Source organism: Stenotrophomonas sp. YJH_SMC_6 (genome assembly GCF_059371335.1).
Map to the genome: position 1 here is coordinate 133,308 of NZ_JCAFUM010000003.1, position 17,479 is coordinate 150,786.

General features: G+C 66.8%; 19 protein-coding genes. 17 read left to right on the forward strand and 2 right to left on the reverse strand.

Features of this window, described 5'->3' with window-relative positions; translation table 11 throughout:
* Positions 1-40 precede the first annotated feature (40 nt).
* The 5 genes from AC5P9N_RS04100 to AC5P9N_RS04120 all read left to right on the forward strand — a co-directional run bounded on the left by AC5P9N_RS04100 (position 41) and on the right by AC5P9N_RS04120 (position 3,948).
* Complete coding sequence (locus tag AC5P9N_RS04100) at positions 41-400, forward strand: winged helix-turn-helix transcriptional regulator (RefSeq protein ID WP_005410104.1); 360 nt, start codon at positions 41-43, stop codon at positions 398-400.
* Positions 401-475: 75 nt separating this feature from the next.
* Positions 476-1,000: a tRNA adenosine(34) deaminase TadA gene (tadA, locus tag AC5P9N_RS04105; protein ID WP_005410103.1), complete on the forward strand. Its 525-nt coding sequence runs from the start codon at positions 476-478 to the stop codon at positions 998-1,000.
* A gap of 75 nt (positions 1,001-1,075) precedes the next feature.
* Positions 1,076-1,648, forward strand: a complete 573-nt coding sequence (gene orn / locus AC5P9N_RS04110) for an oligoribonuclease (protein ID WP_012480624.1) — start codon at positions 1,076-1,078, stop codon at positions 1,646-1,648.
* Between the two features lie 169 nt (positions 1,649-1,817).
* Positions 1,818-2,693 carry an EcsC family protein gene (locus AC5P9N_RS04115; RefSeq protein ID WP_005413826.1) on the forward strand — a complete coding sequence of 292 codons (876 nt, stop codon included), beginning with the start codon at positions 1,818-1,820 and terminating at the stop codon, positions 2,691-2,693.
* 139 nt (positions 2,694-2,832) lie between these two features.
* A complete protein-coding gene (locus tag AC5P9N_RS04120; protein ID WP_012480623.1) occupies positions 2,833-3,948 on the forward strand; it encodes an alkene reductase in 1,116 nt (371 codons plus the stop codon).
* A 215-nt stretch (positions 3,949-4,163) separates the two neighbouring features.
* Here AC5P9N_RS04120 and AC5P9N_RS04125 read toward each other — a convergent pair whose 3' ends face one another.
* Together AC5P9N_RS04125 and ppsA are read right to left on the reverse strand one after the other, a co-directional pair.
* Positions 4,164-5,060: a mechanosensitive ion channel family protein gene (locus AC5P9N_RS04125; protein WP_005410099.1), complete on the reverse strand. Its 897-nt coding sequence runs from the start codon at positions 5,058-5,060 to the stop codon at positions 4,164-4,166.
* A 151-nt stretch (positions 5,061-5,211) separates the two neighbouring features.
* Positions 5,212-7,590, reverse strand: coding sequence for a phosphoenolpyruvate synthase (ppsA, locus tag AC5P9N_RS04130; RefSeq protein WP_099484042.1), 2,379 nt, complete (start codon positions 7,588-7,590; stop codon positions 5,212-5,214).
* A 144-nt stretch (positions 7,591-7,734) separates the two neighbouring features.
* Here ppsA and ppsR point away from each other — a divergent pair, with 144 nt between their 5' ends.
* The 12 genes from ppsR (at position 7,735) to AC5P9N_RS04190 (ending at position 17,307) form a co-directional block, all read left to right on the forward strand.
* A complete protein-coding gene (ppsR, locus tag AC5P9N_RS04135; protein WP_005410097.1) occupies positions 7,735-8,556 on the forward strand; it encodes a posphoenolpyruvate synthetase regulatory kinase/phosphorylase PpsR in 822 nt (273 codons plus the stop codon).
* Positions 8,557-8,747: 191 nt separating this feature from the next.
* The gene (locus AC5P9N_RS04140; RefSeq protein ID WP_099484043.1) at positions 8,748-9,257 is read left to right on the forward strand and encodes a DUF1249 domain-containing protein; all 510 of its coding nucleotides are present in this window, start codon (positions 8,748-8,750) and stop codon (positions 9,255-9,257) included.
* Positions 9,258-9,298: 41 nt separating this feature from the next.
* A complete protein-coding gene (locus tag AC5P9N_RS04145) occupies positions 9,299-9,787 on the forward strand; it encodes an NUDIX hydrolase (RefSeq protein WP_005413820.1) in 489 nt (162 codons plus the stop codon).
* Between the two features lie 162 nt (positions 9,788-9,949).
* Positions 9,950-10,579, forward strand: a complete 630-nt coding sequence (locus AC5P9N_RS04150) for a DUF2239 family protein (protein WP_033833148.1) — start codon at positions 9,950-9,952, stop codon at positions 10,577-10,579.
* Between the two features lie 117 nt (positions 10,580-10,696).
* A complete protein-coding gene (locus AC5P9N_RS04155) occupies positions 10,697-12,061 on the forward strand; it encodes an MATE family efflux transporter (RefSeq protein ID WP_111189443.1) in 1,365 nt (454 codons plus the stop codon).
* A gap of 428 nt (positions 12,062-12,489) precedes the next feature.
* Complete coding sequence (locus AC5P9N_RS04160) at positions 12,490-13,104, forward strand: CDP-alcohol phosphatidyltransferase family protein (RefSeq protein ID WP_014647547.1); 615 nt, start codon at positions 12,490-12,492, stop codon at positions 13,102-13,104.
* A 22-nt stretch (positions 13,105-13,126) separates the two neighbouring features.
* Positions 13,127-14,191, forward strand: a complete 1,065-nt coding sequence (gene phaE / locus AC5P9N_RS04165) for a class III poly(R)-hydroxyalkanoic acid synthase subunit PhaE (protein WP_049449955.1) — start codon at positions 13,127-13,129, stop codon at positions 14,189-14,191.
* Complete coding sequence (gene phaC / locus AC5P9N_RS04170) at positions 14,188-15,255, forward strand: class III poly(R)-hydroxyalkanoic acid synthase subunit PhaC (protein WP_005410089.1); 1,068 nt, start codon at positions 14,188-14,190, stop codon at positions 15,253-15,255. Before phaE ends, phaC begins: the two co-directional genes overlap by 4 nt.
* Positions 15,256-15,286: 31 nt before the next feature.
* Positions 15,287-15,655: a YfeK family protein gene (locus tag AC5P9N_RS04175; protein ID WP_049449953.1), complete on the forward strand. Its 369-nt coding sequence runs from the start codon at positions 15,287-15,289 to the stop codon at positions 15,653-15,655.
* A gap of 64 nt (positions 15,656-15,719) precedes the next feature.
* Positions 15,720-15,923: a PspC domain-containing protein gene (locus tag AC5P9N_RS04180; RefSeq protein WP_005410087.1), complete on the forward strand. Its 204-nt coding sequence runs from the start codon at positions 15,720-15,722 to the stop codon at positions 15,921-15,923.
* Positions 15,920-16,372 carry a hypothetical protein gene (locus AC5P9N_RS04185; RefSeq protein WP_043034666.1) on the forward strand — a complete coding sequence of 151 codons (453 nt, stop codon included), beginning with the start codon at positions 15,920-15,922 and terminating at the stop codon, positions 16,370-16,372. Before AC5P9N_RS04180 ends, AC5P9N_RS04185 begins: the two co-directional genes overlap by 4 nt.
* Before the next feature lie 719 nt (positions 16,373-17,091).
* Positions 17,092-17,307 (forward strand): hypothetical protein, encoded by a 216-nt coding sequence (locus AC5P9N_RS04190; protein WP_005410085.1) that lies wholly within the window; start codon positions 17,092-17,094, stop codon positions 17,305-17,307.
* Positions 17,308-17,479: the final 172 nt, after the last annotated feature.

Genomic DNA, 17,479 nt, shown 5'->3' on the forward strand with positions numbered 1-17,479 from the left:
GTGCCGGCATGCGCCGGCAATTACGCACCTTGAGGTAAGCATGGCCTTTCCCGGGGATGTCTATGCCGCCGACTGTTCGGCACGCGATGCGCTTGCGCTGATTTCAGGCAAGTGGGTGATGCTGCTGCTGCCGGCATTGGCGCAGGGCCCGCTTCGCAACGGCGCGTTGCTGCGGAAGATCGAAGGCATCTCGCAGAAGGTGCTGACCCAGACCCTGCGCCAGCTGGAGCGCAATGGGCTGGTCGAGCGGTGTGACCGGGGCAGCAAACCACTGCATGTGGAGTACCGCCTGACCGAGGTCGCGCGCGGCCTGGTCGAGACGCTGTCCGCCCTGGATCGCTGGGCCGAGCACAACTTCCCGGCGCTCGATGCGGCCCGCGAGCGCTTCGACGCGCGCTAGCGGCGCCTGCACGGTCCCGGGCGTACAATGCGCCCCCGGCGGCCATCCTGGCCCAGTTGAAAAGCGAGAACCGCCATGACCGATGTCTTGGGTGTACCGGTGCACGACGCCGATGAACACTGGATGCGCCATGCACTAGCCCTGGCCGAGCGCGCGCAGCGTGAGTTCGACGAGATTCCGGTCGGGGCGGTGCTGGTGGGCGCCGACGGCCAGCTGCTGGGCGAGGGCTGGAACCTCAACATTGCCTCGCATGACCCCAGTGCGCATGCCGAGATCGTGGCCATGCGGGCCGGTGGAAAGCTGCTGGCCAACCATCGCCTGCTTGGCAGCACGCTGTACGTGACCTTGGAGCCGTGCGCGATGTGCGCGATGGCGATCGTGCATGCGCGCGTTTCGCGCCTGGTCTACGGCGCCAGCGACCCCAAGACCGGTGCGTGCGGCAGCGTGTTCGACCTGCTCGGCGATGCCCGCCACAACCACCGGGTCGAGATCCACGGCGGGGTGCTGGCCAAGGAAGCCAGTACGCGCCTGACCAATTATTTCCGCGCCAAGCGTGGCAAGCCGCCGCTGCTGCTGGAAGACCACGTCGGCGAGGGCTGAAGGGCGAACGGGTATGATGGGCGCCTCTTTCCTTCACCGGTAGGCCGCGCGCCTGCCCAGCAACGAGGCGACACAATGGCGGACACCGGCGCGGCCAACGAACGACTGATCTGGATCGACCTGGAAATGACCGGGTTGGACACCGACAACGATTCGATCATCGAGATCGCCACCGTGGTCACCGACGCCCAGCTGAACGTACTGGCCGAAGGACCGGAATTCGCCATCCATCATCCGCTGGAAACGCTGGAGGCGATGGACGAGTGGAACCGCAACCAGCATCGTCGTTCGGGCCTGTGGCAGCGCGTGGTGGGCAGCACCACCACCCTCGGCCAGGCCGAGGCGCAGACGGTAAACTTCCTGGCGCAGTGGATCCCGGCCGGCCTTTCGCCGATGTGCGGCAACTCGATCTGCCAGGATCGCCGCTTCCTGCACCGCCAGATGCCGCGCCTGGAGAAGTACTTCCATTACCGCAACCTGGACGTGTCCACGGTGAAGGAACTGGCCAAGCGCTGGGCGCCGAGCGTGGCCGCCGGCGTCGGCAAGAACAGCAACCACACCGCGCTGAGCGACGTGCACGACTCGATCGCCGAGCTGCGCCATTACCGCCAGTTCATGGGCGCGCTGTCGGGCTTGCCCACGGCCTGAACAACAACGCCGGGCAAGGCCCGGCGCTACCGGGTGACACGCGAACTGGTAGTGCCGGCCGCTGGCCGGCAAGGCGTCGGGGCCGAACCCCTTCCCGCGGCAAGGGCTCTGACCCCTCTGTCGTGCCTCGCGACGAACCGTTCAACTCCCCGGCGCTAAGATCGGCGCCATGAACGAGCCCATCCTGCTTCCCCGCGACATTGCCCACGACGCCCGCGACTGGTCCGACCTGCAGCGGGCGGTGGCCCTGCTGGAAGCGCCGACCCTCACCGCGCGCATGGCCAATCTGGTCGGCACGCCGCTGGAGTTCGCGGTGAAGGCGCTGCCCAAGGCGGTCTCCGGCCGCATACACGGTGCGGTGCAGGCGGCGCTGTCCAAGTCCGCACAGGCGGCGCTGTGGAGCATGGACAACTCGCCCGGCAAGGGAGCGTCGACCCGTTGGCACAAGCTGGCGGCAGCCACCTCGGGCGCGGTCGGCGGGGCCTTTGGTTTCGCGGCCTTGTTCATCGAACTGCCGGTGTCGACCACCATCATGATGCGCGCCGTGGCCGACGTGGCCCGCAGCGAGGGCTTCGACCTGTCCGAGTTCAGCACCCGGCAGGCGTGCCTGGAGGTGTTCGCGCTCGGTGGCAACTCGCCGCGCGACGACGCCAGCGAGACCGGCTACTACCTGGCCCGAGGCTTCACCACCGACGTGATGCGGCATCTTTCGGCCGAACTGGCTGGGCGTGTGGTGACCGGCCGCGACCTGACCCTGGGCGTGGCACCGAAGGAAGCTGGAAAGCTGCTGGCGAAGATGGTGGAAAAGGTGGCGGCGCGCTTCGGCGTGGTGGTCACCGAGAAATTCGCCGCACAGGCGGTGCCGATCGTCGGTGCTGCCGCCGGTGCAACACTCAATACCATGTTCACCGACTACTACCAGGACATGGCGCGCGGCCACTTCATCGTGCGCCGGCTGGAGCGCAAGTACGGTGAGGATGTGGTGCGCGCCTGCTATGACCGCGTGGCGCATGGTGCGGTAAGGATCGAGCCAAGGCTGGAGTAGAGCCACGCCATGCGTGGATGAGCCCTCGTGGCGGGTGATCCTTGCCTCGAGGGAACAATTGTTTTGCCAGTGCATGCCTGTTGCCTGGCAGCCGGCATCCCCATCCTTTGCGGCACTCCCCCCGCAAGAGATTGCCGCCATGATGTTCACCCCCCACCGCCTGGGCGCGTTGACGCTGCCCAACCGCATCGTGATGCCGCCGATGACCCGCTCGCGCGCCGCCGATGGCAACGTCGCCACCGCGGAAATGGCCGCCTACTATGCGCAACGCGCCAGCGCCGGCCTGATCGTCAGCGAAGGTACCCAGATCAGCCAGCAGGGCCAGGGCTATGCCTGGACCCCGGGCATCCACAGTGCCGAGCAGGTGCAGGGCTGGCGGCAGGTGACCGATGCGGTGCACGCCGCCGGTGGCCGCATCTACGCCCAGCTGTGGCACGTCGGCCGTGTCTCGCATGTGGCCCTGCAGCCCGATGGCGCGGCGCCGGTGTCTTCCTCGGCATTGCTCGCCGAAGGCGTGAAAGTGTTCGTCGACCCGACTGGGGCGGGTCCCGAAGCCGGTGTGGGCGAGATGATCCAGCACTCGATGCCGCGCGCGCTGCGCGAGGACGAGATTCCGGGCATCGTCGCCGATTACGCGCAGGCTGCGCGCAATGCGCTGGCCGCGGGATTTGATGGTGTGGAACTGCACGGCGCCAACGGCTACCTGATCAACCAGTTCATCGATTCGCAGGCCAACCAGCGCACCGATGCCTACGGCGGCTCACTGCAGAATCGCCTGCGTTTCCTGCGCGAGGTGGTGCAGGCGGTGGTCGAGGTTGCCGGTGGCGAGCGTGTGGGCGTGCGCCTGGCGCCGCTGACTACGCTGCAGGGGGCGGTGGACGATACGCCGCAGGCGACCTATCTGGCTGCCGCACACCTGCTCGGTGAGATGGGGGTGGGCTACCTGCACATTGCCGAGGCCGACTGGGACGATGCACCGCCGATGCCGGTGGCGTTCAAGCAGGCGCTGCGCATGGTCTACCCGGGTACGCTGATCTACGCCGGCAAGTACACCGCCGAGCGCGCCGAGCAGGCACTGGCCGAAGGCTGGGCTGACCTGATCGGCTTCGGCCGGCCGTTCATCGCCAACCCGGATCTGCCCGAGCGCCTGCGTACGGGTGCGACGCTGAATCCGCCGGATCGCGCCACGTTCTTTGGCGGTGGTGCGGAGGGTTTCACTGATTACCCGGCGCTGGAAGAGAGCGTCGCTGCCTGATTCTGGAGGCTGCCGGCCAGCGGCCGGCACTACCAGTGGGCGAGGGGTAGTGCCGGCCGCTGGCCGGCATTTCAGTCAGGCGGCGAGGGGGGTAGTGCCGGCCGCTGGCCGGCATTTCAGTCAGGCGGCGAGGGGGGTAGTGCCGGCCGCTGGCCGGCATTTCAGTCAGGCGGCGAGGGGTAGTGCCGGCCGCTGGCCGGCATTCCACTGCCGGATCACGGCTTGTCGCGCACCAGCGCGTCGGCCTCAACCACGCCACCATCCTTGCCATGCAGGTAAAGGTGCATGTCCTGCTGCGGATACGGAATGTTGATGCCGGCCTTGTCATAGCCCAGCTTCAGCTGCTCCAGTAGCGTGACCTTGGTGCCGAACCAGTCGGCCGACTTCACGTAGCAGCGGATGCCGAGGTTGATGGCGTGTGCGCCCAGTTCGTAGACCACCACGTCCGGTGCGGGGGTCTGCAGCACACGCGGATCGGCCTTCATCAGCGCCAGCGCGGTGTCGCGTGCCAGCTGGATGTTGTCTTCGTAGCCGATGCCGATCACCAGTTCGACGCGGCGCGTCGGCTCGGCGGTGAGGTTGATGATCGGCGCGGCGGTGATCAGCGTGTTCGGAATGGTGGTGTGCTGGTTGTCGGCGCCGGTAAGCACGGTCTGGAAGATGCGCACTTCGCGCACCGTGCCGGTCTGGCCGGCCACGGTGACCACATCGCCCACGCGGAACGGACGCAGCGTCACCAGCATCACGCCCGAGGCGATGTTGGACAGCGAATCCTTCAATGCCAGACCGACCGCCAGGCCAGCGGTGCCGAGCACGGCCAGCAGCGGGGTGATCTGCACGCCCAGCGTGCCGATGGCCAGCACCACCACGATCACCAGTGAGGCGGCATACACCACGTTGCGCAGGAAGCTTCCCAGCATCGGGTCCACACCCATGCGCGCAGTGGCGCGCGGCATTGCATTGGACAAGCGACGTGCCACCCACAGGCCCACCAGCAGCACCACGATCGCGGCCAGCAACGGCACGCCGTAGGTTTCCAGCAGGCGTTCCCAGTCGAGCGAGTGGAACCAGGGCGTTGCGGCGGGGGCGGCGGGTGCTGCTGCGGCGATCATGCGGAAGTCCTTTGCTGAGAAACGGTGTCTGCGTGGGGCAGGGCGTGCGTGCACGCCAGAAACACGAAGCCCCGCAGAGGCGGGGCTTGCATGCAGCAGCAGTATCGGCCGACGCCGATGAACACGACGTCAGCCCGTGGCCATCACGGCATCAGCCGTTGGCCTTCAGCTTGGCCAGGCGCAGCCAGGTATCGACCACGGTGTCCGGGTTCAGCGACACCGACTCGATGCCTTCCTGCATCAGCCATTCGGCCAGATCCGGGTGATCGGACGGGCCCTGGCCGCAGATGCCGACGTACTTGCCCTTGGCACGCGCTGCCTTGATCGCCATCGACAGCAGCTTCTTCACTGCCGGGTTCCGCTCGTCGAACAGGTGCGCAACGATCGAAGAGTCGCGGTCCAGGCCCAGGCTCAGCTGGGTCAGGTCGTTGGAGCCGATCGAGAAGCCGTCGAAGATCTCCAGGAACTCATCGGCGAGCAGTGCGTTGGACGGCACTTCGCACATCATGATGATCTTCAGGCCGTTCTCGCCCTGCTTCAGGCCGTTCTGTTCCAGCACCTCGACGACCTTGCGGCCTTCTTCCAGGGTGCGCACGAACGGAATCATGACCCACAGGTTGTCCAGGCCCATTTCGTTGCGCACGCGCAGCACGGCCTTGCACTCCAGCGCGAAGGCGGCCGAGAAGCTCGGGTCGACGTAACGGCTGGCGCCGCGGAAGCCGATCATCGGGTTCTCTTCGTGCGGCTCGTAGTTGCTGCCGCCGATCAGGTTGGCGTACTCGTTGGACTTGAAGTCCGACAGGCGCACGATCACCGGGTTCGGTGCAACCGAGGCGGTGAGGGTGGCGATGCCTTCGGCCAGGCGGTCGACGTAGAAGCTGACCGGATCACCGTAGCCGGCGATCTTCTCATCGATCTTCTTCTTGGTCGCCGCGTCCTGGCGGTCGTATTCCAGCAGTGCGTTCGGGTGGATGCCGATGTGGCTGGCGATGATCATTTCCAGGCGGGCCAGGCCGATGCCGGCGTTCGGCAGCTGGCCGAAGTCGAAGGCACGTTCCGGGTTGGCCACGTTCATCATGATCTTCAGCGGGGCCGGCGGCATGTTGCCCAGATCGGTGGTGGTGCGCTCGACGCCGAGCTTGCCTTCGTAGATGAAGCCGGTATCGCCTTCAGCGCAGCTGACGGTGACCAGCTGGCCATCTTCAATGACCTTGGTGGCATTGCCCGAACCGACCACGGCGGGCACGCCCAGCTCGCGCGCGATGATCGCGGCGTGGCAGGTGCGGCCACCACGATTGGTGACGATGGCCGAGGCGCGCTTCATCACCGGTTCCCAGTCCGGGTCGGTCATGTCGGCGATCAGCACGTCGCCCGGCTGCACGCGGTTCATGTCGTCCAGCGTCTTGACCACGCGGGCCACGCCCGAACCGATCTTGGCGCCGACGGCACGACCTTCGGCCAGCACGTTGCCGCCCTTTTCGGTCAGCGCGAAGCGCTCGATCTGGGTGGCGTGGCTGCGCGACTTCACCGTTTCCGGGCGTGCCTGCACGATGAACAGCTTGCCGCTGACACCGTCCTTGGCCCACTCGATGTCCATCGGGCGGCCGTAGTGCTTTTCGATGACCAGCGCCTGCTTGGACAGTTCCTGCACGTCCTCGTCGCTGATCGAGAAGGTGTTGCGCAGTTCGACCGGGGTGTCCTCGATCTTCACGCGCTCACCGGGGACATCCGAATACACCATGCGGATCGCCTTGCTGCCGAGCGAGCGGCGCAGGATCGCCGGCTTGCCGGCCTGCAGGGTGGGCTTGTAGACGTAGTACTCGTCCGGGTTCACCGCACCCTGCACGACCATTTCGCCCAGGCCGAACGAGGAGGTGACGAACACCACGTCGCGGAAGCCGGACTCGGTGTCCAGGGTGAACAGCACGCCGGAGGAACCGACGCCCGAACGCACCATCAGCTGCACGCCGGCGGACAGGAACACGTCCTCGTGCTTGAAGCCGTGGTGCACGCGGTAGGCGATGGCACGGTCGTTGTACAACGAGGCGAACACTTCCTTGACCTTGTGCACGACGTCGTCGGCACCGGTGACGTTGAGGAAGGTTTCCTGCTGGCCGGCGAAGGAGGCATCCGGCAGATCCTCGGCGGTGGCCGAGGAACGCACGGCCACAGCCACGTCGCCGCCGCCGTTGTCGGCGCTGAGCTTGGCGTAGGCGGTGCGGATGTCCTGGTCCAGCTGCGGCTGCAGCGGGGCATCGATCACCCAGCTGCGGATTTCCTTGCCGGCGGCGGTCAGCGCGTTGACGTCCTCGACGTCCAGCGTGGCCAGCTTGTCGAAGATGCGCTTGGACAGATCGTTGTGCGCGATGAAGTCCTTGAAGGCTTCAGCGGTGGTGGCATAACCGCCCGGCACCGAAACGCCCAGACCGGCCAGGTTGCCGATCATCTCGCCCAGGGACGAATTCTTGCCGCCTACGCGGGCCAGATCGGCCAGACGCAGTTCGTGCAACCACAGGATGTTCTCGTTCAAGCGCGATGCTCCGTTTGGCCATCGCCCGAGGCGGGCTGAGTGGCCGCGTCCGTAGGAAGAAGCCGATATGATGCCGGGCAGACCACTGTCGGCACAAGCTTGTGCTGGCGGCCTTTTTAAGCTTCGTAGGGGGTAAAAGCGCGCATGTCGACCATCCGCCCGGTGTTCTACGTTTCCGATGGAACCGGTATCACCGCTGAAACCATTGGGCATAGCCTGCTCACCCAGTTCTCCGGGTTCAGCTTCATTACCGACCGCATGTCGTTTGTCGACGACCCCGAAAAAGCGCGTGAAGCCTGTGCCCGGATCCAGGCGGCGGGGGAGCGGTACCAGGTCCGGCCGATCGTGGTGAACTCCTGCGTGGACCAGAGCCTGAGCCTGATCCTGGCCGACAGCGGGGCGCTGATGCTGGATGTGTTCGCGCCGTTCATCGAGCCGCTGGAGCGTGAACTTGCCAGCCCGCGCCTGGCCCGGGTCGGCCAGGCCCACGGCATGGTCGACTTCGACACCTACCACCGCCGCATCAACGCGATGAACTTCGCCCTGACCCACGATGACGGTATCGCGGTGAACTACGACGATGCCGACGTGATCCTGGTGGCGGTGTCGCGCGCCGGCAAGACGCCCACCTGCATCTACCTGGCCCTGCATTACGGCGTGCGTGCGGCCAACTACCCGCTGACCGACGAGGACCTGGAAAGCGACCGCCTGCCGCCGCGCCTGCGCAACTACCGGCGCAAGCTGTTCGGCCTGACCATCGACCCGGACCGCCTGCAGCAGATCCGCCAGGAGCGCCGCCCGAACTCGCGCTACGCCAACCTGGAGACCTGCAAGCGCGAGGTGGCCGCGGCCGAGGTGATGTTCCAGATGGAGCGGATCCCGACGCTGAGCACCACGCATACCTCGATCGAGGAGATTTCCAGCAAGGTGCTGGCCACGCTGGGGCTGCAGCGCGAGTTGTATTGATCCGTGCGCCACGACCAACGGTCGTGGCCTACCTCCCGGGGCAATACCCCTCCTGCGCGGGGGCATCGACCCTCCTGCACGGTGGGTATCGACCCTCCTGCACGGTGGGTATCGACCGTTGGTCGATACCGAGCCCTTTGGTCGGGGTGATCCCGCCCCCACGTTGAAGCACCAACGTGTAGGATCGACCCATGGCCCGAGCCTTGCCCCGTACCGAACGCATTCCCCGCCTGAGCCGGTTGAGCTGGCTCATGGGCCTGTACGCGGAGAACTATCGCCATCTGGTGCGCCTGTTCGAACCGGCCGGACTGGCGGCGGGCAGCTACATTTCCTCGATCGGCGACGGCCTGGATGTCCGCCTGGACGTGATCGAGTGCCACCGCTACACGGTGGAACTTCGCCTGACCTACGACCTGGCCGACCCGGTCACCGGCGAGCCTGATCCGTCGGCCTACGTGCGCCTGTACCGTGACGCGCGCCAGGCCGAGACCACCCATTGCTATGTCGGCCGCCGCTGGCAGGACACCATGGGCCTGTACCCGCCGCCGGCGGAACTGATCAGCCACCGCATGCGCGTGAACACCTTCCTCGGCAAGTGGCTGGAATACCTCGCCGAGCGCGGCCACGGCGTGGCCACCCTGCGCCGCGATCCTGATGGCGCCACTGCGGCTGCCGAACGCCGCCTGTCGCTGGTGCGCTGATCGGCCATAATCCACGGCTGACCTGCCGCTGGATGCTGCCCATGCCGTACACCCCGATCGTCGCCACCCTGGGCTACGTGCTGTCGCCCGATCGTCGCCAGGTGCTGATGATCCACCGCAACACCCGGCCCGGTGACCACCACCTGGGCAAGTACAACGGGCTGGGCGGCAAGATCGAACCGACCGAAGACGTTGCGGCAGGCATGCGCCGCGAAATCGCCGAGGAAGCCGGCATCGACTGCACCGGCATGCGGCTGCGCGGCACCATCAGCTGGCCGGGATTCGGCAAGCATGGCGAGGACTGGCTGGGCTTCGTGTTCGTCATCGACAGTTTCGAAGGCACCCCGCACGGCGGCAACCATGAAGGCACGCTGGAGTGGGTGGACCTGGACAAGCTGGACACGCTGCCGATGTGGGAGGGCGACCGCAACTTCCTGCCACTGGTGTTCGACGCCGACCCGCGCCCCTTCCACGGCGTGATGCCGTACCAGGACGGCCGCATGGTCAGCTGGTCCTACAGCCGGCTGTAAGCCGGCGAATCGGGAGGGGGGCGATCTTTCGAGTGGGGATCAACCTTCCAGGTGGGTGCCAACCTTGGTTGGCACGCTCTTCCGGTTCATTAATGTCCGGGCAATATTGACGAACGCAAATTACCCGGGCAATATTCGCGCATCACCTCCGATGCCATTGCCATGCCTGCGTCCCGACTCCCTCCCTTCAGTTGCTTCGACGGCCACCGGCTGGTCGCCTCCGGTACCCCGGAAGTGGCTGCGCTGGCGCTGAAGCAGCTGCGTGCCGGCAACGCTGCCGGTCCGCTGCTTGTGTTCGACAACGCTACCGGCCGCACCCGTGATTTCGATACGCGCGGCAGTGACGCAGAACTGCTGGCGCGGGTCGTCGAAGCCTTTCCCGCCGCCGTCGAGGCGGATGCCGACGTTACTGCCGAAGAGGCGCCGGCAACTCCGCGTGGCCGCGGCCGCCCCAAGCTGGGCGTGGTCGCACGCGAAGTGACCCTGCTGCCGCGCCACTGGGCGTGGCTGGCCGAGCAGCCCGGCGGGGCCTCGGTAGTGCTGCGCAAGCTGGTGGAGGCGGCCAGCCGTGCTGGTGCCGACAAGGACCGGCAGCGCCGCCACAGCGAGCGTGCCTATCACTTCCTGCAGACCGTCGCCGGAGACCTGCCGGGTTTCGAGGAAGCGATCCGTGTCCTGTTCGCGCACGACCGGGCGGGCCTGGAAATGGCGTTACGCAGCTGGCCCGAGGATGTGCGCAATCACGCCCTGCGCCTGGCCTTCGATGATTCTTCGGACCACGCAGACGGCTGAGCCACCGCGCCGCTACTGAGCGGCGGCGCCACCTGATCGCGGGCCACGGCCCGCTCCCCTGTGCTTGCTTTGCTGGCGGAAACGCCGGGCAGGGCAGCGCCTTGCCCAGAGAACCCCATGGACACCCCCGCACATCCCATCCCCCCGGTCGCGCCGCCCCTCTGGCGCACCTATCTGACCCTGCTCCTGCCGATGCTGCTGACCAACGCATTGCAGCTGGCTGCAGGCACGCTGGACAACGTCTACCTCGGCCATCTGCTGGGTACGCAGGCGGTGGCCGCCGCCGCTGCGTTCTTCCCTGTCTTCTTCCTGCTGCTGGCCCTGGTAATGGGTCTGGCCACCGGTGCGATGGTGCTGATCGGCCAGGCCTGGGGCGCGGGCCGGCCGCAACAGGCTCGCGCGGTCGCCGGCAGTGCGGTGGCACTGATTCTGCTGTTGTCAGTGCTTGTGATGGCGGTGGGCGGCGGTTTCGCGCCACAGCTGCTGGCGGCACTGGGCACGCCAGCGCCGATCCTCGGCGAATCCATCGTCTATGCCCGTGTTCTGCTGCTGGCGGCACCGGCGTTCTTCCTGCTGTGGCTGGCCACTGCGGTGAGCCGTGCGGTGGGCGATGCCAAAACGCCGCTGCATGCGCTGCTGCTGGCCACGGTGGTCGGCCTGCTGTGCACGCCGCTGCTGATCCTGGGCTGGGCCGGCCTGCCGCAGCTGGGCGCGGCCAGTGCGGCAGTCTCGGCGGCGCTCGCCTCGCTGCTGGCCCTGGCCTGGCTGATGTGGCGGTGGCAGCGCATGGGGCACCCGTTGGCCCCGGGGCATGAGTTGCTGCAAGCCATCCGCTTTGATGGAGCGCTGATCCGTTCGATGCTGCACATCGGCATACCGTCTTCGTTGCAGATGCTCAGCCTGGCCATTGCCGAAATCGTGCTGCTGGGCTGGATCAACCGCTATGGCTACACGGCCACGGCCGCCTACGGTGCGGTCAACCAGTTGATGAGCTGGGTGCAGCTGCCGGCGATGTCGCTGGGCATCACTGCCACCATCCTCGCGGCGCATGCGATGGGCGCGGGGCGTACGGCACGGCTGCCGGCCATCGCACGCACAGGCGTGCTGCTTGGACTGGCGATGCTGAGCGGGGTGGTGGTGCTGGTTGTGGCGCTGGCGCCCTGGCTGACCGGCCTGATCCTGGCGGCGACCGACGTGCGCGAACTGGCCGCGTTGCAGTTGCGCACCGTGGTGTGGGGCGTGCTGGCGATGGGAGGCAGTGCGGTGCTGGTCGGAGTGATGCGCGGCAGCGGCACGGTGCTGTTGCCGGCGTTGCTGGGCATGGCTGCCGTGTTGCTGCTGGAGCTGCCGTTGGCGATGTGGCTGCAATCCCGGCACGGTCTGGCCGGGCTGTGGTGGGCATGGCCGCTGGGGTTGCTGGCCATGCTGGTGATGCAGGTGTTCTGTTTCGCGCATTGGCGGCGCCGCGTGCAGGCCGGGTAGTGCCGGCCGCTGGCCGGCAATCCGCAATGGCCGGAGCAGCCGGCCAGCGGCCGGCTCTACCACTTCAGGGCCGCTGCGCCATCGCCGCCCGTCACCAGGAATCGGACGTGGCGGCGGCGGGTCCGCCGGTGACCATAGCGCCGACCCTGTGGCTTGGGAAGTAGGGAAACCCCGCTTCCGGGTGATGAGGAAATGTCCAGCGTCGCAGTCGGTGAGATCTGGTTGTCCACAGGGGGTGTGGATTACGCGTGGGCAACTTTGTGGATAAGCCGCGACAGGCGCCACCCCCCTAGGCTGTCAAGATGGGTGGCGAAAAATTCACCGCTGGTGAGGGCAGGTGAGGGAGCGGTGAAGGCGGGTCCTGCCAGTGCTGTCGCCAGCGGCGGCGCTCGCGGTAACCTGTGGGCCTTGATGCTCCGTGAGACCCCATGAAACGTCACTTCTCGATGCTGCGCGAATTCCAGCTGGCCGACTGGTTCACCCTGGCCAATGCTTTCTGCGGCACCGGTGCGGTCTTTGCCGCGATGCGCTTCCTGCAGGACGGCGAGCGTGGCTACCTGCTGTTCGGCATGGCCTTGATCCCGCTGGCCTTCATCTTCGACGCGCTCGACGGGCGCATCGCGCGCTGGCGCAAGTCCAGTTCCACCCTGGGCCGCGAGCTGGACTCGCTGTCGGACGTGATCTCCTTCGGCGTGGCGCCGGCGGCGCTGGCCTATGCCTGCGGCATGCAGGGCGGCTGGGACTGGCTGGTGCTGAGCTACTTCGTCTGCTGCGGTGTCAGCCGCCTGGCACGCTACAACGTCACTGCCGAGGCGCTGGCCGGCGACGAGGGCAAGGTCACGTATTTCGAGGGCACCCCGATCCCGACCAGCCTGGTGCTGGTGATCGTACTGGCGATTGCCGCCGGTACCGATGCCATCGGCCAGAACATCTGGTTCGGCCAGTGGCAGATCGGCCCGTGGCAGCTGCACCCGATGGTGCTGTTGTTCGCCCTGTCCGGGTCGCTGATGATCAGCAAGACCCTGCGTATCCCCAAGCCATGAGCCAGCCCTGCGGAGGCCTGCGATGACCAGCTCGGCCCACGACGCCGGCAGCAGCGATTTCGAAACGCTGGCGCGGCAGTACTTCGGTGCCTGGGGCGATGCCCTGCGCCACGCGAGCACGCCCGGTGCACCGGCCGGCGGCGACCCCGGCAGCTGGCAACGGCTGTTCGACTGGTGGAGCCAACTGTTGCCCGAACAGGGGCAGGGCGCGCCGGAAGATGCCGTGCGCCGTTTCCGCGAACAGGCCGGCAGCTGGTACGGCACCATGCAGGAAGTGGCCGCGCGTTTCGCCGGCCGCGATGCCAGCAGCGCCGAGGTGGCCCAGGCCTGGCGCGAGGCGGTGCAGGGGCAAGGCGACGGTATGCTGCAGTGGATGCTGCAGGGCGCCCGTGGCAGCACCCACGCCGGCGCCACCGTGCCCGACTTCGCCGCATGGCTGCAGCAGTTCCAGCTGCAGGCGGGCCCGTGGCTGCAGAGCCCGGCGTTCGGCCCCGGCCGCGAGCACCAGGCGCGCTGGCAGGCCCTGCTGCGGGCGCAGGAGGAGTACCAGCAGCATTCGCGCGCCTACGTTGATCAGATCAGGCAGGCGTTGGACGAGGCCTTCGCGTTGTTCGAGCAGCGTCTGGCCGAGCACGAACAGCCCGGCAGCCAGTTGACCAGCGCCCGCGCGATGTTCGACCTGTGGATCGAAGTGGCCGAGGAGGCCTACGCCAAGGTCGCCATGTCCGAACCGTTCCAGCAGGTGTACGCCTCGCTGGGCAACGCGCAGATGCGCCTGCGCGCCGGCCTGCAGCGCGAGGTGGAACAGATGAGTGAGCGTATCGGCCTGCCGACCCGCAGCGAGATGGACGCCGCGCATCGCCGTATTGCCGAACTGGAGCGCAGCCTGCGTCGCCTGCAGGCGCAGGTGGCGGTGCTGGCGGGGACCGCCGCGGTCGATCCGGTGTCGCAGCCGGCACCGGCGAAGGTGAAGCCGGCCGCGCGCAAAGCCGCGAAGAAGGCCGCGCCGGCGAAGAAGGCGCCTGCAAAGAAGGTGTCTGCGAAGAAGGCTGCGTCTCGCGCTTCCACTCGGGCGCGTGACCGATGAAAGGACCGCTGGGCTTCAACGCCGATGACCTGATGCAGGAAACCCTGGCCATGCAGCGCAAGCTGATGGAAGGGCTGAAGCTGCTGCCGCAGGTGGAAGACGTGGACTATGGCGTGACCGCGCGCGAGGAAGTCTGGCGTGACGGCAAGGTGGTGCTGTACCGCTTCGTCGGCGAACAGGCACCGACCCGGCGCACGCCGCTGCTGATCGTCTACGCGCTGGTCAACCGGCCGTACATGGTCGACCTGCAGGCCGACCGTTCGCTGGTGCAGAAGCTGCTGGCGCTGGGCCAGGACGTGTACGTGCTGGACTGGGGCTACCCGGACCGGTCCGAACGCTTCCAGACCCTGGAGGACTACCTGCTGCGCTACATCGACGGCGCGGTCGATGCGCTGCGTGCGCGCAGTGGTGGCCCGGTGGACCTGCTGGGTATCTGCCAGGGCGGCGTGTTCGCACTCTGCTACGCCGCGCTGCGCCGGCAGAAGCTGGGCAAGCTGATCACCATGGTCACCCCGGTCGACTTCCAGACGGCTGACAACATGCTCTCGCATTGGGCGCGGCAGGTGGACGTGGACCTGCTGGTCGACACGCTGGGCAACATCCCGGCCGACCTGATGAATGCCAGTTACCTGATGCTCAAGCCATTCCGCCTGAACGTGCAGAAGTACGTCGGCCTGCTCGACATCCTCGATGACAAGGCCGCGCTGGAGGATTTCCTGCGCATGGAGAAGTGGATCTTCGATTCACCGGACCTGGCGGGCGAGGCGTTCCGCGATTTCATCAAGCAGTTCTACCAGGGCAATGGGCTGGTGAACGGCACGGTGCGGATCGGCGAGGAAGCGGTGGATCTGTCGCAGGTGACGCTGCCGGTGCTGAACATCTATGCCGAGCAGGACCATCTGGTGCCGCCGGATGCCTCGCGCGCGATGCGCGGGCGTTTGGGCACGGACGACTACACCGAGTCCAGTTTCCGTGGTGGGCATATTGGTATCTACGTTTCCGGCCGCGCGCAGCGCGAAGTACCGGCCACGATCGATGGCTGGTTGAAGGCGCGCGATCTGTAGAGTCGAGCCATGCTCGACTGACTTGGGGGTGATGATGTACCGGATTTTGTTGATTCTTGTGGCACTGCTGACAGCACCACTTGCCCACGCCGCACCCAGTACGGATGCACGCCGGGAGATCGCCCAGCTGATCGCCAGCCTGGACGGCTCCCAGTGCCGTTTCCAGCGCAATGGCAGCTGGTACGACGGCAGCGACGCGCGCGCGCACCTGCAGCGCAAGTACGATTACCTGCTGAAAAAGGGCATGGTGGACAGCGCCGAGCAGTTCATCGAGCGCGCTGCCAGCCAGAGCAGCATGAGTGGCAAACCCTACCGCATCCAGTGTCCGGGGCAGCCTGAACAGACCGCAGCCGCCTGGTTCGGCGCACGCCTGCAGGCCCTGCGCCACCGCACGCCGTAGACATGGGGGCGGTGTAGAGTCGAGCCATGTTCGACTGCCTTGTCCGTTTCCCGGAGCTGCCGCCATGAACACCACGCCCAAAACGCTGTCGCGTTCATTGAACGACCGCATGATTGCCGGCGTGATGGGCGGCATTGCCCATCGCTTCGGCTGGAATGCAACCCTGCTGCGGGTGATCTACGTGCTGGTTTCGCTGGCCTCCGCCGCCTTTCCTGGCATCCTGGTCTACCTGATCCTGTGGCTCCTGATCCCCAACGAGGCCGATTGAAGACTGGAGCAACGCCCTGGCCGATCTGGCTGCGCGCGCTGCAGGTGCTGGGCGCGGTGTGGACGTCACCCAATTCCCTGCTCGGCGTGATCGGCGGCCTGGCCGGCATGCTCGGCGGCGCGACATTGCGGTGGAGCGGCCGTGACTGCGCGCTGGTGTTCGACCGCTGGCCGTGGGGGCCAGGTGGGGCGATCACTCTGGGAAACGTGATCCTGCATACCGGCCATGACCTGGGCATTTCCTGCCGCACCTATGCGCATCAGGCAGGGTGGGGCGCGGAGCCGCTGATCCGGCTGGATGATCACGAACGGGCGCACGTGTACCAGTACATGGTGCTGGGCCCGCTGTACCTGCCGGTGTACCTGCTGTGCGGCGGGGTGAGTGCGCGCAATCCGTTCGAACGGGCGGCCGATCATTTCGCCCGGTTCGGGCGTGGCTGGTGGCCGTAGTTTCCAGCCAACGGCGCAGCCCCTCGTGGGTGGTCGCGGAATGCGTTTCATGTGATTGGGCCGGGCGGGGTGGGTTCGCGGGACACGCCGTGAACCCGTCCCTGGGGGCTCGATGGCGCCATCCATGGCGCCAACGGTCCCGCGAATCCACCCCGCCCGGCCCCTGACAGTTTCCGTGCGCGTCCAGCCACGGAGAAGAAATAGAACAGCAGAAGCGGGTCGCGCGCTGCGCTTGCTCGCGAGCGGCGCATGGCTTGGCTTGGCTCTACAGGAAGCAACAAATCAGCCGGCCAGGCTGTTTTTGCTTTTGATCTTCTTTTTTCTTTTCCGTGGGTGAACGTGCCCGAAAAACTGTCAGGGGCCGGGCGGGGTGGGTGCGCGGGACCGTTGGCGCCATGGATGGCGCCATCGAGCCCCCAGGGACGGGTTCACGGCGTGTCCTGCGCACCCACCCCGCCCGGCCCAATCACATGAAACGCGTTACACGACCACCCACGAGGGGCTGCGCCGTTGGCGGGAATCCCCCCACGGATTCGTTAGTCGGAAGTTAAAGATCCGTAAGCATTCTGCTGCGATCCCGCAGTCATCTGCATGCAACCGATCGTCATTAGCCTTTTTGACGTTCCAGTCAGGTCCGACGCGGTAAGCTCTCCCTCGATGAGCTCGCAGCATCGTTCATCGAGTGCAGTACGCAGTAGCAATTTGGAGGAATACATCACATGGCAATCGTTCTTTATGTCGGTGGTAGCAAGGATGGCGAGAAGGGCGTGGTGCCCTACGGCTTCAGCAAATCCCGCGCCGACACCGCGCTGGGGCCGGAGTTCTACACGGAGCGGTTCATGGAACTGCAGGGTGTCGGCAAGGTCCGCCTGATGGCCCTGGAAGGCATGCGTGACGAGATCGTCATGCAGCGCGCCGCCCGCCACTACCGCTGACCTTCGCAACACGCGGCAGGGCGCGCCCACCATCGCGCGCCCGCGCCGGCATCCCAGCCCAGGGCCAGTCCGAGCCCTCTCTCCGCCAGGATGCCGGCGTCCACTCCGGCCCCGCCGCTGAACCTCGCCCCCTGTCAATGCCTTGTCCGGCTCCGTCGTGGATTGCCAGAAT